This window comes from Chloroflexota bacterium (genome assembly GCA_016887485.1).
Taxonomy (GTDB): Bacteria; Chloroflexota; Anaerolineae; order Anaerolineales; family Anaerolineaceae; genus Brevifilum.
This window is the reverse complement of sequence record CP069394.1, coordinates 544,132-567,654: the sequence shown is the minus strand read 5'-3', so window position 1 is coordinate 567,654 and position 23,523 is coordinate 544,132. Positions and strand designations below refer to the sequence as shown.

The window sequence follows — 23,523 nt, the reverse complement described above, 5'->3', positions numbered from 1 at the left end:
GGAAGGTAAATTTATGGCTTATTTCCGTTCACATGTCCTCGTCTCAATTGATCCGGTCTGCGTCCAAAAAGGCGCTTATGACCTGATCCACGTACTTCAAGATGAACTCGTCAAACAGGGTTTGATTGACGAAGTTGAAGTTCTGGAGACCTCCCGGATCGGCAATCCCGATAAGGAAGGCCCGGACCTGATGGTTTATCCTGAAGGCGTGCACTACACCAACCTGACTGTCAAAGATATCCCCTTCCTGGTTGAGGAACAATTCCTAAAGGGCCGGGTTGCAGAAGCTTTCGTCCATGAAGCAGAAGAAAACCTGGATGAAGAATTCTCCGCACCCCGATCCAAAGAAGTCCGTGTCGTCCTCAAGAATATCGGCGTGATCGACCCCCTCAATATTGAAGACTATATCGCCCTGGATGGCTATATGGCCCTGGGTAAGGTCCTCACCGAAATGACACCTGAAGAAACCATCCAGGTCGTTCTGGATTCCGGTCTTCGCGGGCGCGGCGGCGCAGGTTTCCCCACCGGTTTAAAGTGGCGCTTCATCCGTGCCGCTGAAGGCGAACCAAAATACATGATCTGCAACGCCGATGAAGGCGACCCGGGTGCATTTGCCAACCGGCGCGTTCTCGAAGGCGATCCACACTCCGTGATCGAAGGCATGATCATTGGCGCTTATGCCGCCGGTTCGTCCCAGGGTTATATCTATTGCCGGGCGGAATACCCAATTGCTGTTCAAACCCTAAAGATCGCCATCGATCAGTCCCGTAATCTGGGCCTGCTGGGTGAAAATATCCTCGGCACCGATTTTTCGTTTGACCTCGAAGTCCGCATGGGCGCTGGTGCGTTCGTCTGCGGTGAGGAAACCGCTTTAATGGCTTCCATCGAGGGTAAACGAGGCGAACCCCGCCCACGTCCCCCCTTCCCTGCCCAAAAAGGCCTTTGGCAAAAACCCTCCAACATTAATAATGTTGAAACCTATTCCAACATTCCGAAGATCATTCTCAACGGTGCGGAATGGTTTGCCAGCATGGGCTACGAAAAGAGCAAAGGAACCAAGACCTTCTCAATGGCCGGCGATGTCAAAAACACCGGTCTGATCGAAGTCCCCTTCGGCATCACCCTTCGCGAGATCATTTATGATGTCGGCGGCGGCATTAAAAACGACAAGGCCTTCAAGGCTGTTCAGACAGGTGGCCCAATGGGTGGTTGTCTGCCTGTGAAGTACCTTGATCTGCCCATGGATTACGAATCCCTGGGTAAAGCCGGCTCCATCCTCGGTTCCGGTGGCCTGGTCGTCATGGATGAAGATACCTGTATGGTCGATATCGCCCGGTTCTTCATGGAGTTCACCCAGGATGAATCCTGCGGTAAATGCACCCCCTGTCGTGTCGGCACACGCCGTATCCTCGAGATCCTCACCCGGATCTGCGAAGGTAAAGGCCGCCCAGACGACATTGACACCCTGCGATATCTATGCGAAGAAATTAACGAAAACAGTCTCTGCGGTTTGGGAAAAGGAGCCCCCAACCCTGTTAAGAGTACTTTGGAACACTTCCTGGACGAATACGAAGCCCACATCTATGAAAAACGTTGCCCAGCGAAGGTCTGCAAATCCCTGATCCGGTTTGAGATCATTGACGGTACATGCACCGGTTGTACACTCTGTGCCCGGAACTGCCCCGCCAATGCCATCTCCGGTGAACGACGCCAGACACATGTGATTGACCCCGACGCTTGCATCAAATGCGGCATCTGTGAACAACTTTGTCCATACGATGCCATCGAGATCATCTAAACCATTTCGGATCCCCACCAGAGGAGGAAGGTAATGCCTGTCGAAGTCAAAGGAGGACAAGATGTTCGAAGCTTCGTACGAACGCTTGTCGAAGAGCAAGGAAGCGAGAAAGCTGAACTGATCCCTATCCTGCATGAGATCAATCATGAACTGGGATATATTTCGGATGAGGCTATCCAGGAGTTGAGTGACCGGATGCACATTCCTACCAGTCACATCTTCTCCGTTGCCACTTTCTACCGCATGCTCTCAACAGAGCCACGGGGGCGTCATGTTATCCAATTCTGTGAGAGCGCACCCTGCCATGTAGCAGGTGGCCGCCAGGTCTGGCAGAGCTTGCAAAAAGAGCTTGGGCTGGAAAAAGGCGAAACCAGTGCGGATGAAAAATGGACCCTGATCACCACCAGCTGCCTCGGCGTCTGTGGGATCGGGCCGGTGATCATCATTGACCATGATATTTATGGCAATGTGACCCCCGAGCAAGTGCCAAACCTGTTGAAGAATTACGATTAGGAGAAAACTCATGAAAGCAATTCGTTCAATGGTATTGGTCTCAGGCGATCAAGTCAGCCTGAATCATGGCGCTTTGGAAGTCTTCAATGCCCTGCAACAGCAATTAGCAGCCTTTGGCTTAGAAGAAGAAATTACCGTCTCCATGGTCAATGACGTGAATAAACCCGGTCTTGATCCCCTGGTTTTGGTTTATCCTGATGCCGTCATTTACGGCTCAGTGACCCCTGAAGATGTCCCCCACCTCGTTGAGGAGCACCTTTACAAGGGTCGTGTTGTCGCTGAAAAACAAATTTCACCCTACGACCTGACGGGCCGGATTGCCTGGCTTTCCGCTCGTAAAGGCACCCTGCCGGCTGAACACCGGATCGTCCTGAAAAATGTGGGATTGATCGATCCTGAAAATATCGACGATTACATCCTCCATGATGGATATGAAGCCCTCGCTAAGGTCCTCCGGGAAATGACCCCCGAAGATACCATCAACGAGATCAAAGCCTCTGGCCTCCGTGGCCGTGGCGGCGCCGGCTTCCCCACCGGGCTCAAATGGCAGTTCGTGGCAGGCGCAAAGGGCGAAAAGAAATATGTGATCTGCAACGCCGACGAAAGTGAACCCGGCACCTTCAAAGACCGTTTGGTCCTGGAAGGCGACCCCCATTCCATCATCGAAGCGATGATGATTGGTGCTTATGCCGTTGGCGCAAATGAAGGTTTTGTCTATATCCGGGGCGAGTATCGTTTAGCAATCCACCGGATGCAAAAAGCTATCGAACAGGCTGAGGCCTACGGGCTGCTTGGGGATAATATCTTCGGCACGGATTTCTCGTTCAAACTGCATATCCATGCCGGCGCAGGCGCTTATATCTGTGGTGAAGAGACCGCCCTGATCGAATCGATCGAAGGTAATCGCGGCGAGCCTCGTCCCCGCCCACCCTATCCGACCACTGCCGGGCTATGGCAAAAGCCAACCCTGGTCAACAATGTGGAAACCCTGGCAAATATCACAGCCATTATCCGTAACGGAGCGGCATGGTATAAAGCCATCGGTACAACCTCAAGCCCCGGCACAAAAGTCTACACCATCCTGGGCAATGTCAACGTGACCGGCCTGATCGAAGTTCCCATGGGGATCACACTCCGTGAGGTCGTTTCCATCTATGCCAAGGGCATGAAAGACGGCGCCAATTTCAAACTGGCTCAAACCGGTGGTTCCAGTGGTTCCATCATCCCAGCCAGCCTGCAGGACACCCCCATGGATTTCGACTCCTTCTCTAAGGCAGGCGTTTCCCTGGGTTCAGGCGCTTTGTTGATCTGCAATGAAGATGTCTGTGTTGTAGACCTGGCCAAAGTCCTGTTGAACTTCTTCCGGTTCGAATCCTGCGGGAAGTGTAATCCCTGCCGGATCGGGAATCGCCGATCTTATGAAGTCCTCTGCAATATTGCAGAAGGTGTCGGCACAGAACAAGACCTTAAAGACCTGCAAATGATGGCTGACCAGCTTTACCAGCTTTCCAACTGCGGTCTCGGTCAAACTGCCGGTTCACCATTGCGTGATATCCTGGCGCATTTCCGGGCGGAAGTAGAAGCCCATATCAAACTTAAAGTCTGTCCCGCTGGTGTCTGCCCCATGAGCGGCCACCGGGTCTACCAGATCGACTGAAAACAGATGTAATGGAGAGTCATTATTATGATCAAACTGACAATTGACGGAAAAACAGTTGAGGTAAAGGAAGGGACGACCGTCCTCGAAGCCGCAGAACAAGCCGGCATCTACGTTCCCACCCTCTGCCACCACCCCCAGCTGACGCCCTATGGCGGTTGCCGCTTGTGCATGGTCGATGTTGAAGGCGCTCGAACCCTTCAACCCTCCTGCACCATGCCCGCCAGCGATGGTATGGTGGTCAATACTAAATCCCAAAAGGTTCTGGACGCCCGCAAATTCGTCCTCACCCTGATCTTCAGTGAGCGGAATCACTTCTGCATGTACTGCCAGGTCAGTGGTGGCGACTGCGAACTGCAGAACCGGGCCTACGATGAAGACATGACCCACTGGGATCTTCAGCCAAACTGGACACCCTACGATGTGGATGCTTCCCATCCCTTCATCGTCCTCGACAATAACCGCTGCATCCTTTGCCGCCGTTGCGTCCGGGCCTGTGGTGAACTGGTTGGCAATTACACCCTAGGTTTTGAAGAGCGCGGTGCCAAGAGCTTCCTGGTAGCCGACTATGATGTGCCCCTCGGCGAAAGCACCTGTGTCTCCTGCGGTACCTGTGTTCAGATCTGCCCCACCGGTGCATTGATCGACCGCCAGAGCGCTTATCAGGGCAAGGAAACAGAAGTGGATCACCACATCAGCGTCTGCACCGAATGCTCCATTGGTTGTGTCCGCGACGTTCTCACCCGGGATAACCGCCTGGTGCGGATCGAAGGTGATTGGGATACTGAACCCTCCAACGGTTTGCTTTGCGAAAATGGCCGTTTCATCCCCTTGGAAGAGGATCGCCCTCGTGTTGTGACCCCGCTTGTCCGCAAGGATGGCAGCCTGAAAGCCGCCACCTGGGATGAAGCCCTGGACACTATTGCTTCCGGCCTAGGTGCCGGCAAGGGCCTGGCTGCCCTCGCCTCAACCAAGCTGCCCGCTGAAGCACTGGCCTATTTCAAATCCCTCTTCGCCGATAAACTCTCTGCGGACACCGTCACCACCCTGGAAGAAGGCGCAGCCACCGCTTCGCTCTCCAAACTGGCTGAAAAACTCGGTAAATCCTTTGAATCCTCATTGGATGTCCTCAAAGACACCGAAGCAGTCCTGTCACTCGAACTGGACCTGGTGAAGGATCATCAAGTTGCTGGTTTCTTCGTCAAACGCCAGCTTCAGGATGGTACCAAACTGTTCGTGGCAGGTTGTGATGATTGTGCCCTGGCTGCTAATGCCAAAGTCACCCTCCCCCTCAACCCCGGCAGCGAAGCTGTTCTGTTGGTGAAATTGGTGGATGCTGTTGAAAATGGCACTGATGACGCCGACCTGGCAGCTGTTGTTGACGCTCTAAAAGCTGCTGAGAAACCCGTGATTGTATACGGCAAGACCTTTGCCGCCAATGCGGATGAAATTGCCCTGGATGCGCTGCTGAAACTTGCTGACTTGACCGGTGCCGCCCTTGTGGGTGTCAAAGGTAACGCAAACAGCATGGCTGCTGCCCAACTCGGTCTGGAAGCACCCTTCAAAACTGAAGGTGCCTCAGCCGCTGTGGTTGTCCTCGGCGATGAAGCCCCAACCGCGAAACTGACCAAAGACCTGGAAAAAGTGCCCTTTGTCGTAGCGCTCAGCGCCTACGAATCCCAACTGACCGGTGCGGCCGATGTCGTCCTGCCAGTTGCCATGTGGGCTGAAGAATCCGGCACCTACCTGAGCATGGATGGCCGCCTCCAGAAGGCGATCAAATCCCTCGAAGCTCCCGAAGGCGTCCTGACCACGCTTGAAACCCTGGAAAAAATCGCTGGTGCAGTGAAAGTCCAGCCCGATCAGGACTGGAAAACCAGTCTGATGGCTCGCATACCCACCATCCAAATCCAGGAAGCCTAAATCCTGAGATAAAATACTGGTAATAAGTCGAAAGGAAAATTCTTATGACAAAACCCACTGTAGCCTCTGATTGGCTTTGCGGATGCGCTGGATGCCACATGTCACTTTTGGATATAGACGAGCGCATTCTCCAGGTCGTAGATTTGGTAGACCTGCGCGCAACCCCGATCACCGACTTAAAAGAACCGGATGAAAAAGGTGTCACTGTTGGTATCCTCGAAGGCGGCATCAACAACACATACAATGAAGAAGTTGCCAAACGAATGCGGGAACGCTGTAAGATCCTGGTCGCCCTGGGTGACTGCGCTGTCTTCGGCGGCGTCCCTGCCATGCGGAACTTCGTCGGTGTTGAATCCGCCCTGCAAAGAGCCTATATCGATGCGGAAAGCGTCGATGCCGAAGGTCTGATTCCCGCCGATCCTGAATTGGCAGAAATGACCCGGGTGCGTGCCGTGAGTGAGGTCGTCCCGGTTGATGTATTTATCCCCGGTTGCCCACCTGATGCGGACACGATCTTCTATGCCCTCGTTGAACTGGCTCAGGGTCGGATCCCGGAAATCAAGAACGATAAGCTGCATTGGCACTAGGAGGAACGAATAATGGTAGCTGAAAAAATCACGATTGAACCCGTAACCAGAATTGAAGGTCACGCCAAGGTCACCATTCACATGAATGATGCTGGCAGCGTTGACCATGCCTATTTCCACGTTAACGAATTCCGCGGTTTTGAGAAATTCTGCGAAGGTCGTATGTACTTCGAAATGCCCCAGATCACACCTCGAATCTGCGGGATTTGCCCCGTGAGCCATCACCTCGCCAGCGCTAAAGCCGGCGACATCCTGATGGGCGCCAAGCCGCCCCGCACAGCAACACTCCTGCGGGAATTGATGCACATGGGCCAGATGATCCAGAGCCACGGCATGCATTTCTTTGAACTGGCCGGCCCGGATCTGATCCTGGGCTTCGACGCCGATCCCGCCATCCGCAATGTGGTTGGTCTGATTGGTGCTGACCCCGCCCTGACTGTCCGTGCAGTCGAACTGCGTAAATTTGGCCAGGACATAATCTACACTGTCGGCGGCCGCCGCATCCACCCGAACTTTGCTGTTCCCGGTGGCGTCAACCGTGCCCTGACTGAAGAAAAACGCGATCACATGCGCGAAGGCCTGGATCAGGCGATTGAAACAACTCAAATCGGTATCAAGCTCATCAAAGATTGGGCTTCAGCAAATATCGAAGACATTGAGAAATTCGCAGTCTTCCACACCGGCTATATGGGCCTGGTGACGCCTGAAAACGGCCTGGAACTCTATGATGGCGATGTCCGCCTTGTGGACCGTGTCGGCGATCAGTTGGAGTGCTTTGATGCCCAGGATTATCTGGACGTCATTGCTGAACACGTCGAAAATTGGTCCTACTTGAAGTTCCCCTATTACAAGAAGATGGGTTATCCGGATGGTGTCTACCGGGTGGGTCCTTTGGGCCGCCTGAACGCTGTTGACCATATTGATACCCCGCTGGCACAGGCTGAATTCGAGCTTTATAAGCAGCTCAATAATGGCAAACCGGTTTACCAGACACTTTATTACCATTATGCCCGTCTGATAGAAACCCTGTTTGCCATTGAACGGGCCAGGGAACTCCTCGATGATCCCGATATCCTCGGCAACGACATCCTCAACACCCATCACGACCCGAAAGAAATGGCCGTGGGTGTGATTGAAGCTCCCCGTGGCACCCTGTTCCACCAATATTGGGTCAACCCCAATGGCCAGTTAGAAAAGGTCAACCTGATCGTTTCCACCGGGCACAACAACTGGGCGATGAGCGAAGCCGTTGATTCCGTGGCAAAGACCTATGTCAAGGGTCCTGAAGTCCAGGAAGGCATGCTGAACCGGGTTGAGGCTGCTATTCGGGCCTATGACCCCTGCCTCTCCTGCTCCACCCATGCGATTGGTCAGATGCCGATCACCGTTGACGTTTTCGATGCCAAAGGCAAGGTCACACAGACATTGCAACGCGACTAGGCTGAACGAGCAAGACTATTCATTGATCCCCTTCTTATTGGATTGAATTGAAGAAGGGGATCGTTTTTTCTAACGCAAAAAGCAGGATTAACATTATGCAGGCAGATACACTCATCATAGGCATAGGAAATGCTGACCGCCAGGACGACGGCGTGGGTTGGCATATCCTCAAGAACCTCGCTGAAAAGCTGGGCAAGACCGTCCCTGAAGACCCAGGCGAGATCGTGGAAGTCGAAACCGACCAGGTTGATCTAATGTTCATCCTGCAGATCTACCCGGAACTGGCAGAGACGATATCTCATTACAAACGATTGTGCTTTGTGGATGCTCACACAGCTGATGTTGCGGACGAAATTTCATGGACAGTTCTGCAGCCTGAATTCGAGAAATCTCCACTCACCCACCATATGTCCCCCAGCACGGTGCTCTCCATCGGCGCGTCCATCTATGATCACATGCCGGAAACCATCCTGGTTTCCGTGCGCGGTTATCACTTCCAGTTCGAACGAGCGCTCAGTCCACAGACTGAAGCCCTGGCCTCTCAGGCAATTGACCGCCTTTGGGACTGGATAAATCATAAATAAATGCGCGTGACTGTTGTCACTTGGGCAAAATGACATAATACAATGTCAAAATTAGCCCGTCAGAAGTATTGTTAATGGATAGCTAGCGGCTGGAAATCTCAATGATATATCAATAAAGGTCCAAATGCTCAATCAGGCAGATATTACATCAACAATAAAATCAATCCCCTGGTTTCTTGAGCTTGATCCTGAAAGCATAACCAGGCTCTCGGGAATCGCTAACTTATGCTCATTTAATGCTGGGGATATCATCTTCTCCGAAGGTGAACAACATCCAATCTTTTATATCTTGCTGGAAGGGAAAGTCCTGCTCGAAAGTTTCGTGCCAGGGCATGGAATCCTACCCATTTTTGTGGCTGAATCACTGGATGTCATTGGATGGTCCAGCCTGACTCCAATGGTCCGCCAAAAAACCAGCACTGCCCGGGTCTTGGAATACACAGCTGCCCTCAGTTTCACCGCAGAATCTCTGATGGAACTTTGCGAATCAGATTGTGAGCTTGGCTTCATTTTCATGCGCCGGTTAGCCAATATTGTGGCATCACGCTATCTGAATCATAAGCTGCATCTTCTGGAACTAATCTCGGATCAGGGCAAATGACCGCCTGCTCCTGGGCAACATTCCTAAAACCACTATTTTTATCATAAAAGTATTATAATAGACTAATGCACGAACTATCTGTAACCGAAAGTGTGCTGGAGATTGCCTGCAAGCACGGTGAAAAGGCACGGGCCAAAAAAGTCACCGATATTTTTCTGGTGATTGGTAAACTATCCAGCATAGTAGACGATTCAGTCCAGTTCTATTGGGATTTCATCAGCAAGGGTACCCTATGCGAAGGAGCCACCCTACATTTCAAAAGGATCCCGGCAGAATTGATTTGTTTGGATTGTGATCACAAATATACGCTCGATGATGAGCTATCGCCTTGCCCCCGGTGTGGCAGCGCCAGAATCCGTGTGATCTCTGGTGATGAATTTAACTTAGAGAGCATAGAAGTGCAGAGATAAAAATGAGCGAAAACAGAATAAAAATCGTAGAAAAGATACTCAATGCCAATGATCGTTTGGCCAAAGCAAACCGCCAGAAGTTTGATGACGCTGGCGTTTATGCCATCAACCTGATGGCCTCCCCCGGCGCTGGCAAAACCAGCTTCATCATCAAGACCATTGAAGGCTTAATGGCTGATGGTGTTCAGATCGGTGTGATCGAAGGCGACACCGCTCCCGTGACCATAGATTCCGATAAGATCAATGCTGCTGGGATGCCTGCCATCCAGATCAACACCGGCGGCGACTGCCACCTGGACGCGGTCATGCTGGAAAACGCCATCGACCAGATGAACCTCACACCTCTGGATTTAGTGATCATTGAAAACGTTGGCAACCTGATCTGCCCCGCTGCTTTCGAACTGGGCGCACACAGCAAGGTTGTGATCGCCAGCATTCCCGAGGGCGACGATAAACCCTATAAATATCCCAATATCTACCGGGGTTTGGAAGTGTTGATCATCAATAAGACCGATCTCCTGCCCTACATCGACTTCGATATGGATTATTTCCGCAAGGGCGTTGAAATGCTCAATCCCGGCCTGACCACATTTGCCGTCTCCTGCAAGACCGGTGAGGGCTTCGATGAATGGTTGAGCTGGTTGAAGGCTAAGATTTCCAAATAACACCAACCTCTATGGGTACACTCAGTCGGCATATTCACATCAACGGGATTGTCCAGGGGGTAGGATTCCGCCCGTTTATCTTTAACCTGGCACTTGAAAATAACCTGGCTGGTTGGGTATGCAATTCCGCCAGTGGTGTGGATATTGAAGTGACCGGAAAAGCTGACGATGTCACCAAATTTATTACTGCCATAGCCCTGCAGGCCCCACCCCTGGCTCAAATTGATTCCATCGACGATTGGTCCATTGATAATCAATCGTTAGTGGGATTTAAGATCATCCCCAGCCGGGACCAGGCTACGGATTTCATCCCCGTTTCGCCCGATGTCGCTATTTGCGATCAATGCCGGCAGGAGCTCTTTGACCCCACTGACCGCCGCTACCACTACCCATTCAACAACTGCACCAACTGCGGCCCCCGCTTCACCATCATCAAAGAAATCCCTTACGACCGGCCCAAGACCACTATGGCTGGATTTAAAATGTGTTCGGATTGTCGTGAGGAGTATGAAAACCCGCGTGACCGCCGGTTCCATGCCCAACCGGTTGCCTGCCCGGTCTGCGGACCACAGGTTTGGCTGGAAGACGCTAAGGGAAGACGCATAGCTGAAAAAGAAGAGGCCATCCAGGCGTCTCGTGATATGCTGGCTGATGGAAAGGTCCTGGCTATTAAAGGGCTGGGTGGCTTCCATCTGGCTTGTGACGCCGCCAACGAAGGTGCTGTCGCTGCACTGCGAGAGCGCAAACATCGCCCAAGCAAGCCCTTCGCTCTGATGGCCTTTGACCTTGTAGCCATTGACAATTATGTTGAATTGGATAGGACCTCTGAAGCACTGCTAAGCAGCCCACAGGCACCTATCGTCCTGCTGCCCCCAAAAAAGGAAGCAGCCCTGGCAGCCGGCATCGCTCCTGCACAAAGCCGTCTGGGATTCATGCTGCCCTATACACCGCTGCACCTGCTCCTGCTTGAGCCTGCGCCCAACTATCCGCTGGCGCTGGTCATGACCAGCGGGAACCTCTCCGAGGAACCTATCATCCACGACAACCAGACAGCCCGGGAAAGACTATCGGGGATCGCCGACGCTTTCCTGCTGCATGACCGGCCAATTGAAGAACGGATTGATGATTCCGTCTTCACCATCTTTGAAGAAAAGCCCTATCCCGTCCGCCGGGCACGCGGTTATGCCCCCAACCCCATCCGACTGGCAAATCCAGCCCCGCAGGTTCTGGCCGTCGGTCCGCAGATGAAGAACACCATCTGCCTCACCCGTGAGAAATATGCCTTCCTCAGCCATTACATCGGTGAGATGGAAAACTGGGAAACCTATCAGGATTTCAAATCCGCCATTGAGCACTACCAATCCCTCTTCCGAATCACAACGGAAGTGATCGCACATGACCTGCATCCGGATTACCTTTCTACCCAATATGCCTTGGAACGGGCTGAAAAGGACAACCTGCCGGTGGTTGGCGTTCAGCACCATCATGCCCACCTGGCTGCCGTTGCCCTTGAGAGCCAAATCCCACCGGATGAACAAGTAACCGGCTTGATCTTTGATGGTACCGGCTACGGCACCGATGGCACTATCTGGGGCGGCGAGGTACTGGTTGGCAATTGCGACTCATTTACCCGTCCCTATCACCTGCAGCACCTCCCGCTGCCCGGGGGTGAGGTGACCATCCTCAAGCCCGCCCGAATGGCACTAAGCCTGCTCTGGGCGCTTGGTTTGCCCTGGGAAGATGCCCTGACGCCCGTCCAGGCCCTCAGCCCGATGGAAAGGGACGCCTTGCATCATCAACTCGAACATAACGTCAACGTGCCGCAGACATCGTCTATGGGCCGCCTGTTTGATGCTGTCTCCGCTCTGCTGGGCATCCGCCAGGAAGTGTCCTATGAAGGCCAGGCCGCCATTGAACTGGAAGCGCTGGCTCAACCTGAGGAATTAGGGTACTATTCCTGGCAGGTTGAAAATGATGAGATTTTAATTGCCCCGATGGTCAACGCTATCCTGCAAGACCTGAAACAAAATGCACCTCCGGCGGTCATCTCAGCGCGATTCCATAACACAATCGCCCGGATGGGGCTGGATTTGGCAGAACGGATCCAGCAGCAAACCGGGATCACCAAGGTCGCCATTTCCGGCGGCGTGTGGCAAAACCTGCGCCTGCTGGCAACGACCAAAATCTTACTTGAACAACACGGCTTTCAGCCCCTAATCCATCGCCAGACACCGCCAAATGATGGCTGTGTGGCCTTTGGGCAGGCGATGATCGCCGCTTATCGGTATTCACAACAAAAGGAGTAAACCATGTGCCTCGGAATCCCTGGAAAAATCGAATCGGTCTATGAAGACCACGGCACAAAGATGGCAAAAATAGATTTCGGCGGCGTTCTGCGGGAAGCCTGCATTGAGGTTATCCCTGAGGCCAAACCCGGTGACTGGACAATCGTTCACGCTGGGTTTGCCCTGAACCTGCTCAGCGAGGAAGAGGCCAGAGAGACACTGGATATCCTCGAGCAGATGTCTGAGCTGGCCGAATTAGAAGATCAGGAGCACAGTGGCTGAACAAACCCCCGATTTCCTCGCAGGATATCGCAACGCCAAACTGGTTAAAACCGTTCTGGCTGAAATCCACCAAACCGTCACGCAGCCCTGGACCTTGATGGAAATCTGCGGCGGCCAGACCCACGCCATTATGCAATATGGCCTGGATCAACTCCTGCCGCCAGAGATCGAACTGGTCCACGGACCCGGCTGTCCGGTTTGCGTCACCTCACTAGAATTGATCGACCAGGCCCTGATGATCGCCAAACAACCGGATGTGATTTTCACCTCCTTTGGCGACATGCTGCGTGTGCCCGGCTCCAAAGAAGACCTGTTCTCGATCCGGGCAGCGGGGGGTCAGGTACGGGTGGTCTATTCTCCGATGGATGCCGTCAAAATTGCAGCTGAAAATCCGGATAAACAGATCGTTTTCTTTGCAATCGGCTTTGAAACGACAGCCCCCGCCAACGCGATGGCCGTCATCCAGGCTGAGAAAATGGGATTGGATAATTTCTCCATCCTGCCGGCTAATGTTTTAGTCCCCCCGGCGATGCACGCAATCCTCTCCAGCCCCAACAACCGTATTCAAGGCTTTTTGGCCGCGGGACATGTCTGCGCCATAATGGGCTATTGGGAATACCCGCCCATCGCTGAACAATACCAAACACCGATGGCCGTCACCGGTTTTGAACCACTTGATCTGGTCGAAGGTATCCTCCAAACGGTAAAGATGCTGGAAGAAGGCCGAGTCGCCGTGGAAAACGCCTATTCCCGGGTTGTCACCTATGAAGGCAACAAAATCGCCCAGGCCATGCTCGCAAAGGTGTTCAAACCCGTTGATCGCAACTGGCGCGGCATCGGCACCATCCCACTCAGCGGTTACGGGCTGCAGGAGGCCTATCAGCAATTTGATGCTACCCAACGCTTTGACACGGGAAGCATCCAAACCGAAGAATCCAAAATTTGCATCGCTGGTCAGGTTCTCCAGGGGATCAAGAAACCCTCAGAATGTCCGGCATTTGGCACCCTTTGTACCCCACAAACACCTTTAGGTGCGCCGATGGTCTCCTCTGAAGGAGCCTGTGCCGCCTATTACCGCTATGGCAGGAAGAAATCATGAGCGAAAAACCTTTCGAACCCGTTAACATGCAGGGGCCCGTCTGCCCTGTCCCCCACCATCATACCGATACGGTCGTGATCGGTCATGGCAGCGGCGGATCAATGACCCGAGACCTGATCCGCAACATCTTCCAGTCGCACCTGGGAAATGCCTATCTCGACCAGGGGAATGACGCTGCCCGTATTGGGCTGCAAAACGCCGAAGGTGAGATGGCTATCTCCACCGACTCGCATGTCGTTTTCCCAATCTTCTATCCCGGTGGGGATATCGGCCGGCTCGCAATCTGCGGCACGGTCAATGATGTCGCCATGTTGGGTGCAGAACCCGCCTTCCTCACAGCCGGGTTCATCCTCGAAGAAGGTCTCCCCATGGAAACTCTGACCCGAGTGATCGAATCAATGGCTTCTGCTTGTGAAGAAGCTAGAGTTCAGATCGTGGCTGGGGATACCAAGGTCGTGGAAAAAGGAAAAGCCGACGGTATCTTCATCAATACCGCGGGCTTTGGTCTGATCCCGCCCGGACGGGACCTGGGCGGTCAGTTGGCACGGCCCGGTGATGCCGTCCTGATCTCGGGCACTCTCGGTGATCACGGCATTGCAGTACTGCAGGCCCGGGGAGATCTGGGCTTCGAGTCCGGCATCCAATCCGATGTCGCTCCGCTAAACAAAATGATCGCTGCACTGCTGGAAGCCGTGTCGGATGTTCATGTCCTGCGCGATCCCACTCGTGGCGGCCTGGCGACCACTCTTAAGGAGATCGCCTGCCAAAGCCAGGTCAGCATCCATCTGGATGAGGACTCTATTCCGGTCAAGCCCGCCGTCCGCACAGCCTGCGACATGCTGGGTTTTGACCCGCTTTACCTGGCCAATGAAGGCAAACTGATCGTGGTGCTGCCGGAAGATAAAGTGGAGATTGCCCTTAAAGTGCTCCACAATAATCCTTACGGCGTGATGGCAGCCCGGATTGGTTCCGTTTCTGAAAACGATCCTGAACAGGTCCTGCTGAAAACGCCCTATGGCACAACCCGAATCCTTGATATGCTCTCCGGAGAGATCCTCCCCAGGATTTGCTAAAACTTGCCCTTCCACCTCTAACCAACTATACTTAGGGGCGATCCATTAATATCTGACGATGAAGGAATGAACATGAAAATTGATTACGTTGAGACGACAAACGATTTGATTACCCGCATCAATATCCACGATGCCTATGGCGCCCGTGATATTGACAAGTGGATGCTGGAAGTCCTGCCGCTCAAACAGGGCATGGCCATTCTGGATGTCGGCTGCGGCGCAGGGAAGCAGTGCTTCTCCTATCTCGCCCACCTCAGCGGTAAAGCTGAGATCACCGGCGGTGATGTCTCCAAAGACCTGCTCGCCAAAGCCGAAGAGGAAAACAAGAAGCTGGGCAACCGGGTTACTTTCCAACCCTTGAACTTCAACGAACCCTTCCCCTTCCCGGATAACACCTTCGACCTCGTCTCCTGCTCCTTCGCGATCTATTACGCCGAGGATATCCCCTTCACCATCAAGGAAATGCACCGGGTTCTCAAGCCAGGCGGCACTCTTTTCACAACCGGTCCCATGCCGGAGAACAAGCAGATGTTCTATGACATCATTAAAGAGGCCACCGGCAAGGAAATCCCCCCCATGCCCGGCAGCTCTCGCTATGCTTCCCAGATCCTGGGTTCTGTCAAAGAGACCTTCTCCAAAACAGAGGTTGTCGTCTTTGAAAACCCGCTGACCTTCCCCTCCGTTGAACCCTTCATCGCATACACCCGGGCCAGCCTTTCCGAAGACCGCCTGCTCTGGAACACCTTCTTCCAGACAAAGGAAGATTTCGAAGCCATCATGGAAAAAATCACTCAGGTCTCCCAAAAATGGTTTGATCGCGACGGTAAACTCGTGATGACCAAGGTCGTCGGTGGGATCCTGGCCACAAAGTAGGCAGCTATGAACCATAACATGACCTTTTTCGGCGAAACACTGTTGTTCATCGGCGCCCATCCGGACGATATCGAGCTGGGTTGCGGTGCACTGATCGCAGAAGTCGCCGACCGGGCAAATGTGGTCTGTGTGACCCTATCGGATAATCAGGAGAATCCTGATCTGGCCTATTTGGTTGGTGAACACCAAAATAGCATGTCCATTCTGGGCGTCAAACCCGAAAATGACATCCTGCGCCAATTCACCACCCGCCGTTTCCAGGCCGCCCGGCAGGAAATTCTGGAAGAGATGCTCGCTCTGAAAAAGACCTACCATCCGGAGGTCGTTTTCGTGCACACATCTCAGGATATTCACCAGGACCACAAAACCGTGACCGAAGAAGCACTGCGTGCCTTCCGCGGCACCACCGTCCTGGGATTCGATGTCCTGCGCTCCAGTTATGGTTTCTTCCCCAACTTCCTGGTGGATGTCTCCGAACAAAGCGTCCAGAACAAGATCAAGGCCCTTAAAGCCTATGAGACCTATCAGGACCGCTATTACTTCGATGAAAATATCCTCCATGCCACGGCTATCCGCCACGGTGCTCTCGCTGAGAGGCCTTATGCCGAAGGCTTCGACATCCTGAGGATCGTTGGTGAATTTAGGAAATAAGGTATCACCTTAATTAATTCTATGAATCAAAAAACGGGTGATTATGCAATCACCCGTTTTCGATTTAACCAATAATCCAATCCTACTCTTCCACCCCAATCTCAACCATGCCGTCATTTACCCGCACATGGTAGGAGGGCACACCTTTGACCGCCGGCAGCGTCAGCACCTCTCCGGTACGGATATCAAACCGCGCCCCATGGCGGGGGCAGATGATCTGGTGGCCTTCTACCTCACCTTCACCGAGGGAGCCCATATCATGGGTGCAAACATCAGCGATGGCATAGTAATCTCCGGCAAGATTAAAAATCACAACAGGTTCATCGTCCAATTCAATGAACAGCCTCTCCCCTGCGGGCAGCTCCTCTGTGGAACAAATTGGATAATATGTCAGTTCAGTCAACATTCCCTCCGATAAAAATAAAGGCGGTCAGTTGATAATCATTGACCGCCTTATTATTATTCTTCTGATAATGATGCCTAAGTGGTCTGATAACCGGTAGGCCGGGTCGTATCCTTCTTCGCATGTCGGATCATGTGAGAATCAAAGGGAAACCACAAAATGTGATCCGGAACCATCCAACCATCGGTCAGATAGACATTGGTGCGAAACTGCACAGCAACCATTTTTTCATCCACCTGGACAACAATCCCTTTTACCCAATCTCTAATGCGTTCACCATTCTTCTCGTGATCGCAAAAGACTTCCACTGGGTCCCCGACCTGGTAATTGCTGTCTTCATCTGGCGGTCTCATAAAAGGAGATTTTGCCATTCATCCTCCTGAAAGATTTTTATTACTCGATATCAATTCAACTTATCTATTCTAGCAGAAATGATATCAATTTACTATTAATTATGCATAAACGTTTAGGTTAATCCAGGCTCATCTTATCCTGAATAGCATCATGGAAACGATCCTTAACGCCATCAAAGGGTATCCGATCCATAATCGGCTCAAAGAAGCCCATCACGACCAATTTTTCCGCTTCTTTCTGCGGAATACCTCTGCTGAGGAGGTAAAAGAGCAGGCTCTCATCAATCTTCCCCACCGTTGCCCCATGCGTACAGCGGACATCATCCGCCAGGATCTCAAGCCCGGGGATCGAGTCTGCTCGTGCATCCTTGGAAAGGATCAGATTGCGGTTCGCCTGGTAACCATCTGCCCCCAATGCACCCGGAGCGACATAGATCATCCCCTGCCAGACAGAGCGGCTGTGATCCATCAGTGCGCCTTTATAAAGCAGGTCGCTGGTCGTATTCGGTGCCATGTGGTTTTGCTGGGTGTCATGGTCCAGGTGTTGGTGATCGCTGGTGAAGTAGAAACCAGACATCCGCCCGGTTGCCCCTTCTTCCACCAGGTCAATATCGGAGAAGTTTTTAGTCAGATGGGTGCCCATCGCGCCAAAGATCCACTCCAAATTGCCATCACCCATGACCCGCGCCCGTTCCCGGGTGAAGGACCAGACATTATCACCCCAGGATTGCAGCTCCACGAAATTCAAACGGGCATTGCGACCGACATAAATCTCAACAATCCCATCATGTAAATTCTGCGTGTCCGGTTTGCCATCAGGTGAGGCCGATTCGTGCACAAACGTTACTTGTGCGCCCTCTTCCGCCCAAACGATCAGATGGTTAAAGAACGCCTGATGCTCTCCTGCACCCCAATAGAGGCTTTGCAGGGGCTTTTCCACAATGACATTCTTGGGGACATACAACACCACGCCATCTTTAGCCAGGGCAGCCGCCAGTGCGGTGAACTTATCTTCCGCAGGCGACACAATCTGGCTCAGCAACTTGTCCATTAGGTCAGGATGCTGTTCTTCGGCCTCATGGAAACTCATGAAAACCACACCCTGAGCTGCGACGTCTTCATCCAGCCAGCACTGGGATTCCGACATCCCGGTAATCACCTGACCAGCCCGTTCAGCATTCGTGGAAATGGGGTTCAGTAGGCTAGCTGGCGGTTGGGGCAAGTCCTGGTTGAATGTGGACTGTTGGAATTGGTCTGTATTCAACCCACGGATATCCGTCCGCCGCCAGGGCTCATCCCGCAAGGTCGGGAAAGGCAAGTTGGTGTAGTTATCCCAGGCTGCCAGGTGATAACCTCGCAGCCGTTCATCCGTCAGTTCGGGAATGTCACTATCTGAAAATGTGAAATCCGCCAGTGCGACATGTTCAACAGGACGCTTCCGACGAGTCACAATCTTGGGTGTCTTCGCCATTACTTTTATTTCTTTCTTTAAAATTTCTATCCAACAGAACCGATCATCTGAAGCTGGATCAGACGGTTCATTTCAACGGCATATTCCATTGGCAGTTCTTTGACCAAGGGCTCAATGAAGCCTGAGACCACCATCGTGGTGGCTTCTTCTTCAGTCATGCCGCGGCTCATCAAATAAAAGAGCTGTTCCTCGCCGACCTTCGAGACGGTGGCCTCATGACCAAGGGTCACATCTTCCGCATCCACCTCGATATAGGGATAGGTATCCGAACGTGAGTCGTGATTGAGCAACAGCGCATCACAAACCACATTGGATTTCGAGCCCTCAGCTTCGGGGAAGACTTTTAACAACCCCCGATAGGAGCTGCGCCCATTGCCCCGGCTGATCGACTTAGATGTGATCTTGCTGGAAGTGTTTGGTGCAAAGTGCAGCGCTTTCCCGCCAGCGTCCTGATGCTGGTTCGGCCCGGCAAAGGCCACGGAAAGGATCTCACCATGGGCACCTGGTTCCATTAAATAACAGGACGGGTATTTCATCGTGGTCTTGGAACCGAGATTCGCATCCACCCACTCCATCGTGCCATTTTCATACACCATCGCCCGCTGGGTCACCAGGTTATAAACGTTGCTGGACCAGTTCTGAATGGTCGTATAGCGCACCCGAGCATCTTTCTTAACGATGATCTCAATGACGCCTGAATGGAAGGAATTGGTCGAATAAAGCGGCGCTGTACAGCCTTCCACATAGTGCACCTGGGCGCCCTCATCCGCAATGATCAGGGACCGCTCAAACTGTCCGATGTTGGCTACGTTGAGCCGGAAATAAGCCTGCAGCGGCAACTTGACCTTGACGCCCTTGGGAACATACACAAACGAGCCGCCCGACCAGACCGCGCTGTTCAAGGCTGCAAATTTGTTGTCTTCAATCGGAATGACGGTTGAGAAGTATTCCCGGAAAAGATCGGGATGTTTCCTCAGGCCATCTTCAATGGACATAAAGATCACACCCTGCTTTTCCAGCTCTTCCTGAACGTTATGGTAAATCATCTCCGAGTCATATTGCGCACCAACCCCGGCCAGATACTTTTGTTCTGCCTCAGGGATGCCCAACTTATCAAAGGTGTTCTTGATCGTCTCGGGGACATCATCCCACGATTGACCTTCTACATCGGTTGGTTTCACGTAAAAGTAAATATCATCCAAATCCAGATCGCTCAGATCAGCGCCCCAGGTCGGGGTCGGTCGGGACTGAAAATGCTTCAAAGCCTTCAGCCTGAATTTCAGCATCCACTCCGGCTCCCCCTTCATTTCCGAGATCTGCCGAACAACCTCCTCATCCAGCCCCTTGCGGCTCTTGAAGACATAGGTCTCTGGATCGCTGAAACCATATTGATATTCACTTAATTCATTAAGAAATTCAGTCTCCTGATGGTCACCCATGGAAGACCTCCATAATAACTAATTAATTTACCAGCTCTGGCTCACCATACTTTTCACGAACCCAATCATAGCCGCTTTCTTCAAGCTGCAATGACAGTTCCCGCCCGCCGGATTCAACAATCTTGCCGTTATACATAATATGTACAAAATCAGGCTTGATGTAGTTCAAAATCCGCTGATAGTGTGTGATAACCACAACCCCCATTCCAGGCCCTTTGATAGCATTGACACCCTCGGAGACAATCCGGATCGCATCAATATCCAGGCCGGAATCGGTTTCATCCATGATGGAAAAAGCAGGCTCCAAAACCGCCATTTGCAACACTTCGGTGCGCTTCTTTTCACCTCCGGAGAAACCCTCATTCAAGTAACGACCGCCAAAAGAATAATCCATTTCCAGCAGGTCCATCTTACTCTTGAGCAATTTGCGAAAATCTAGGACGGAAATATCCTCTTGAGGTGGATTATTGTGCCGCCGACGGCCATTGATAGCCGTCCGCAGGAAGTTTGCCACTGTCACACCGGGAATGGATACCGGATATTGAAAAGCCAGGAAAACCCCGGCCCTAGAGCGTTCATCCGGCGCCATTTCAAGAATACTTTGCCCATCTAATAAAATATCGCCACCAGTGACTTCATAACTCGGGTGGCCCATGATCGTGTATGCAAGCGTAGATTTCCCTGTTCCATTTGGTCCCATAATCGCATGGACTTCACCCTGCCGAATGATCAGGTTCAAGCCCTTAATGATCGGTTTCCCTTCGATGGAAACGTGCAAATCTTTAATGGTCAGTTCTGACATCCAAACTCCTAAAACTGTTTAGACTAATTCGTCCAATTTTATCCTAATTATCTCAATTCCTTTAAGCTTACGAATTATAGCATGCCGGTAATTAAGTGTCAATATTTAGCATAAATATCTAATAAATTATTTACTGTGACGATTGTCATAATTACTGTTAGCGTTCCACAACATCACATCTACCTTCATAATACGACATTAAGTCTCATTTAAACCAAAATTCCCCTTGCACAGTTTTGCACAAGGGGAAAGTTTTCAGTGAAATGGACTTTACAGCCCTTTAAGAAGGGTTGCGAAGAGCAATAGCAACCAGGCAATAGCCATGATCCACATAGCCTGGCCCTGAAGTCCGACAAAATTCGTGAATCGGAATAAGATTGAAACCAAACCGATAAATAACGATACGTACCATATCCATTTCTTGGGTGGTGTCAACTTCATGTGTTTTCTCCTTTTCCTAATTGAATAAATTGAGTGATAATAGTGATTGAATAGGTCAAACAAACTTCCCACATTACAATTTCATTATACTGATTCCTACTCTCAAATCAATCTCTTAATATGGCCTCCATATTGATATGTGAAAAAATAATTAATTTATGTTAGAATTAACGTGAATTTAGACCCAATTAATCCATAAAAGGAGAAAATAATGGCAGACGAAGAAAAGAAGGATGGTATTTTTAAAAAAGCAGTTGATGCTTTTTCATCCAAAGATGAAAAAGAAACCATTGCCGAACTAGAGGCAGAACTGGCCAAGGCAAAGAAAGACGCTGAAGCAGCTAAAACCGCCATCAAAGACCTCCTAGCTCAAAATGTTGAGGCCAAAAAGGGGAGCTCCGATGCCGACGACAAAGTTAAAGAAGCCGAAGCCAAGATTGCTGCTCTCGAAGCTAAAATCAAAAGCATGACGATGCGAGACAAAGTTGGCCCATCCAAAATTGGCGCAATGGACAAGAAATTTGGTAAGCCAAAACTCATCACCGTCCACACCGTTGAATCCAACAACCAGACCCTCAGCCACATTGCGCTAAAGTATTACAAGCACGCAACCCCTCCCTACTGGAAGTACCTGCTGGAAAACAACATGGAAGTCCTCAAGGGCAGCGAAAAGAACGTCCGAATGGGCATGAAACTCGATATTTACGAGTTACCTGAGGAGCTAAAAGATTAATAATGGCAAATAACGTAGACTTAAGTCAGATCTTCCAAACGGTTACCAATGCTCTCGCTTCGCAACAGAATGATCTCAACGAAGCCGATACCTATAACCACGACCATGGCGACCATATGGTCCAAATCTTCGATCTGGTCCAACAAGCCGTCAGCAAAAAATCAGATTCCCCTGTTGCCGATCAACTGGCCTACGCCGGTAAGATGCTCACAAAAGAGAGCGACAGCGGTTCCGCAAAGCTTTATGCCGAAGGGTTAGCTAATGCGGCAAAATCCTTCACCGGCACAGACCTGAACGCCGATAACCTTTCGATGCTTGTCAAGAGTCTGATGAGTGTTGAAACGAACCAGGCGCCTGCCCAATCGACCGGTGGGAACGCCATTGGCTCCCTGCTGTCCAGTTTGATGGGCGGCCAGGATTCCAGCGTTGAGGACGACGGCCTTGGCATGGATGACCTCCTGCGGGCAGGGCTCACCTTCATGCAATCCAAGCAGGATGGCGACACCAATATGGAAGCAGCTATGGATGCCCTTCTGGCTGCCAGCCCCATGGGACAGTCCTCCCATCGTTCACAGTCCGGTTCAATCGTCGGTTCAACCATCATGAGTTTTGCCCAAAACTTCCTCGGGAAGTAATCTGAAGCAACCAGTAAACAATTAGGCGCCTTCTTAGGCGCCTTTTTCATTATCCCACCAGGCAGCTTGACCATACAATTTTTTGGATAATAATCTTATATATTGACAAAATCATTTCCGACATGCTAAAATCAGCCAGCCATCTTAGCAAGCTTGATGAAGCAAAGGTAAGGGACAATATGAAAAGCACCCGTGAGAAAATTATGAGGACCCTTCTCGCCTACCCCCGGTCAACGATCAATGACCTGGCTGAGGCAGTTGGGATCAATGGTATTTCCATCCGCCATCATCTGATCTCATTGGAAGCAGATGACCTGGTGACCTCCTCAGAAGAACGGCATGGCGTAGGCCGCCCTCATTTGGTTTACTCTCTCACCGATAAAGGGATTGAACAATTCCCCTCCGGCTATCTACGCCTGGCCCAGCGGATCCTCAAAACGCTCAAGGACAAACTTAGCAAGGCTGAAATCGAGAAAGTCTTTGAACAAATCGGCATTGATATCGCTGCCAAATATGGCCCTGAGCTTGAGAATAAAACCACCGAAGAACGCATTCAGCTTTTGGAATCAGTACTCTCCAAAGAAGGTTTTATCGTTGAATTGGAAAAAGAAGCGGATGCCATTACGCTCGTTTCACTTTCCTGCCCCTATTTCCGGATTGGACTGGAGCATCCTGAAATTTGCGCTCTGGACAACGCCCTGATCTCTGCATTTGTGGCGGAACCTATTGAAGCCACAACCTGCCTACTAAACGATGACGACCGCTGCACTTACCGTATTCCTCTGAAAGCCCAGGAGAAATAATC

At 51.6% G+C, this 23,523-nt stretch carries 25 protein-coding genes; 19 read left to right on the top strand and 6 right to left on the bottom strand.

Features of this window, described 5'->3' with window-relative positions:
• Nucleotides 1-13: 13 nt before the first annotated feature.
• From JR338_02645 to JR338_02570, 16 genes are all read left to right on the top strand, one after another.
• A complete protein-coding gene (locus JR338_02645) occupies nucleotides 14-1,798 on the top strand; it encodes an NADH-quinone oxidoreductase subunit NuoF (GenBank protein ID QRN83673.1) in 1,785 nt (594 codons plus the stop codon).
• A 33-nt stretch (nucleotides 1,799-1,831) separates the two neighbouring features.
• Nucleotides 1,832-2,311 carry an NADH-quinone oxidoreductase subunit NuoE gene (nuoE, locus tag JR338_02640; protein ID QRN83672.1) on the top strand — a complete coding sequence of 160 codons (480 nt, stop codon included), beginning with the start codon at nucleotides 1,832-1,834 and terminating at the stop codon, nucleotides 2,309-2,311.
• 10 nt (nucleotides 2,312-2,321) lie between these two features.
• Nucleotides 2,322-3,968 carry an NADH-quinone oxidoreductase subunit NuoF gene (nuoF, locus tag JR338_02635; protein ID QRN83671.1) on the top strand — a complete coding sequence of 549 codons (1,647 nt, stop codon included), beginning with the start codon at nucleotides 2,322-2,324 and terminating at the stop codon, nucleotides 3,966-3,968.
• A gap of 27 nt (nucleotides 3,969-3,995) precedes the next feature.
• The gene (locus JR338_02630) at nucleotides 3,996-5,891 is read left to right on the top strand and encodes a (2Fe-2S)-binding protein (protein QRN83670.1); all 1,896 of its coding nucleotides are present in this window, start codon (nucleotides 3,996-3,998) and stop codon (nucleotides 5,889-5,891) included.
• 44 nt (nucleotides 5,892-5,935) lie between these two features.
• On the top strand, nucleotides 5,936-6,478 hold the full coding sequence (locus JR338_02625) for an NADP oxidoreductase (GenBank protein ID QRN83669.1): 543 nt from the start codon (nucleotides 5,936-5,938) through the stop codon (nucleotides 6,476-6,478).
• Between the two features lie 12 nt (nucleotides 6,479-6,490).
• Nucleotides 6,491-7,918 (top strand): Ni/Fe hydrogenase subunit alpha, encoded by a 1,428-nt coding sequence (locus JR338_02620; GenBank protein ID QRN83668.1) that lies wholly within the window; start codon nucleotides 6,491-6,493, stop codon nucleotides 7,916-7,918.
• A 95-nt stretch (nucleotides 7,919-8,013) separates the two neighbouring features.
• Nucleotides 8,014-8,502 (top strand): hydrogenase maturation protease, encoded by a 489-nt coding sequence (locus tag JR338_02615; protein QRN83667.1) that lies wholly within the window; start codon nucleotides 8,014-8,016, stop codon nucleotides 8,500-8,502.
• A 124-nt stretch (nucleotides 8,503-8,626) separates the two neighbouring features.
• A complete protein-coding gene (locus JR338_02610) occupies nucleotides 8,627-9,103 on the top strand; it encodes a cyclic nucleotide-binding domain-containing protein (GenBank protein QRN83666.1) in 477 nt (158 codons plus the stop codon).
• Between the two features lie 65 nt (nucleotides 9,104-9,168).
• A complete protein-coding gene (hypA, locus tag JR338_02605) occupies nucleotides 9,169-9,513 on the top strand; it encodes a hydrogenase maturation nickel metallochaperone HypA (GenBank protein ID QRN83665.1) in 345 nt (114 codons plus the stop codon).
• 2 nt (nucleotides 9,514-9,515) lie between these two features.
• Nucleotides 9,516-10,178 (top strand): hydrogenase nickel incorporation protein HypB, encoded by a 663-nt coding sequence (gene hypB, locus JR338_02600; GenBank protein ID QRN83664.1) that lies wholly within the window; start codon nucleotides 9,516-9,518, stop codon nucleotides 10,176-10,178.
• Between the two features lie 11 nt (nucleotides 10,179-10,189).
• Nucleotides 10,190-12,484: a carbamoyltransferase HypF gene (hypF, locus tag JR338_02595; protein QRN83663.1), complete on the top strand. Its 2,295-nt coding sequence runs from the start codon at nucleotides 10,190-10,192 to the stop codon at nucleotides 12,482-12,484.
• A gap of 3 nt (nucleotides 12,485-12,487) precedes the next feature.
• Entirely contained in the window at nucleotides 12,488-12,745 is a 258-nt protein-coding gene (locus JR338_02590) for a HypC/HybG/HupF family hydrogenase formation chaperone (GenBank protein QRN83662.1), read from the top strand.
• Entirely contained in the window at nucleotides 12,738-13,844 is a 1,107-nt protein-coding gene (gene hypD / locus JR338_02585) for a hydrogenase formation protein HypD (protein ID QRN83661.1), read from the top strand. Before JR338_02590 ends, hypD begins: the two co-directional genes overlap by 8 nt.
• Before the next feature lie 26 nt (nucleotides 13,845-13,870).
• Nucleotides 13,871-14,917: a hydrogenase expression/formation protein HypE gene (gene hypE / locus JR338_02580; GenBank protein QRN84335.1), complete on the top strand. Its 1,047-nt coding sequence runs from the start codon at nucleotides 13,871-13,873 to the stop codon at nucleotides 14,915-14,917.
• A gap of 72 nt (nucleotides 14,918-14,989) precedes the next feature.
• Entirely contained in the window at nucleotides 14,990-15,790 is an 801-nt protein-coding gene (locus JR338_02575) for a methyltransferase domain-containing protein (protein ID QRN83660.1), read from the top strand.
• A 6-nt stretch (nucleotides 15,791-15,796) separates the two neighbouring features.
• Entirely contained in the window at nucleotides 15,797-16,441 is a 645-nt protein-coding gene (locus JR338_02570) for a PIG-L family deacetylase (GenBank protein ID QRN83659.1), read from the top strand.
• Nucleotides 16,442-16,523: 82 nt separating this feature from the next.
• Here the strand turns inward: JR338_02570 and JR338_02565 are convergent, their stop codons facing one another.
• From JR338_02565 to JR338_02540, 6 genes are all read right to left on the bottom strand, one after another.
• Nucleotides 16,524-16,847, bottom strand: a complete 324-nt coding sequence (locus JR338_02565; GenBank protein ID QRN83658.1) for a non-heme iron oxygenase ferredoxin subunit — start codon at nucleotides 16,845-16,847, stop codon at nucleotides 16,524-16,526.
• A 74-nt stretch (nucleotides 16,848-16,921) separates the two neighbouring features.
• Nucleotides 16,922-17,215 (bottom strand): hypothetical protein, encoded by a 294-nt coding sequence (locus tag JR338_02560; GenBank protein QRN83657.1) that lies wholly within the window; start codon nucleotides 17,213-17,215, stop codon nucleotides 16,922-16,924.
• A 100-nt stretch (nucleotides 17,216-17,315) separates the two neighbouring features.
• The gene (gene sufD / locus JR338_02555) at nucleotides 17,316-18,668 is read right to left on the bottom strand and encodes a Fe-S cluster assembly protein SufD (GenBank protein QRN83656.1); all 1,353 of its coding nucleotides are present in this window, start codon (nucleotides 18,666-18,668) and stop codon (nucleotides 17,316-17,318) included.
• A gap of 26 nt (nucleotides 18,669-18,694) precedes the next feature.
• The gene (gene sufB, locus JR338_02550; protein ID QRN83655.1) at nucleotides 18,695-20,107 is read right to left on the bottom strand and encodes a Fe-S cluster assembly protein SufB; all 1,413 of its coding nucleotides are present in this window, start codon (nucleotides 20,105-20,107) and stop codon (nucleotides 18,695-18,697) included.
• Between the two features lie 22 nt (nucleotides 20,108-20,129).
• Nucleotides 20,130-20,909 (bottom strand): Fe-S cluster assembly ATPase SufC, encoded by a 780-nt coding sequence (gene sufC, locus JR338_02545; protein QRN83654.1) that lies wholly within the window; start codon nucleotides 20,907-20,909, stop codon nucleotides 20,130-20,132.
• A 270-nt stretch (nucleotides 20,910-21,179) separates the two neighbouring features.
• Nucleotides 21,180-21,350, bottom strand: coding sequence for a hypothetical protein (locus tag JR338_02540; GenBank protein ID QRN83653.1), 171 nt, complete (start codon nucleotides 21,348-21,350; stop codon nucleotides 21,180-21,182).
• Between the two features lie 211 nt (nucleotides 21,351-21,561).
• Between JR338_02540 and JR338_02535 the strand changes: the two genes are divergently transcribed.
• The 3 genes from JR338_02535 to JR338_02525 all read left to right on the top strand — a co-directional run bounded on the left by JR338_02535 (nucleotide 21,562) and on the right by JR338_02525 (nucleotide 23,521).
• Nucleotides 21,562-22,083 carry a hypothetical protein gene (locus JR338_02535; protein ID QRN83652.1) on the top strand — a complete coding sequence of 174 codons (522 nt, stop codon included), beginning with the start codon at nucleotides 21,562-21,564 and terminating at the stop codon, nucleotides 22,081-22,083.
• 2 nt (nucleotides 22,084-22,085) lie between these two features.
• Nucleotides 22,086-22,718, top strand: a complete 633-nt coding sequence (locus JR338_02530) for a hypothetical protein (protein QRN83651.1) — start codon at nucleotides 22,086-22,088, stop codon at nucleotides 22,716-22,718.
• Between the two features lie 203 nt (nucleotides 22,719-22,921).
• Nucleotides 22,922-23,521 (top strand): hypothetical protein, encoded by a 600-nt coding sequence (locus tag JR338_02525; protein QRN83650.1) that lies wholly within the window; start codon nucleotides 22,922-22,924, stop codon nucleotides 23,519-23,521.
• Nucleotides 23,522-23,523: the final 2 nt, after the last annotated feature.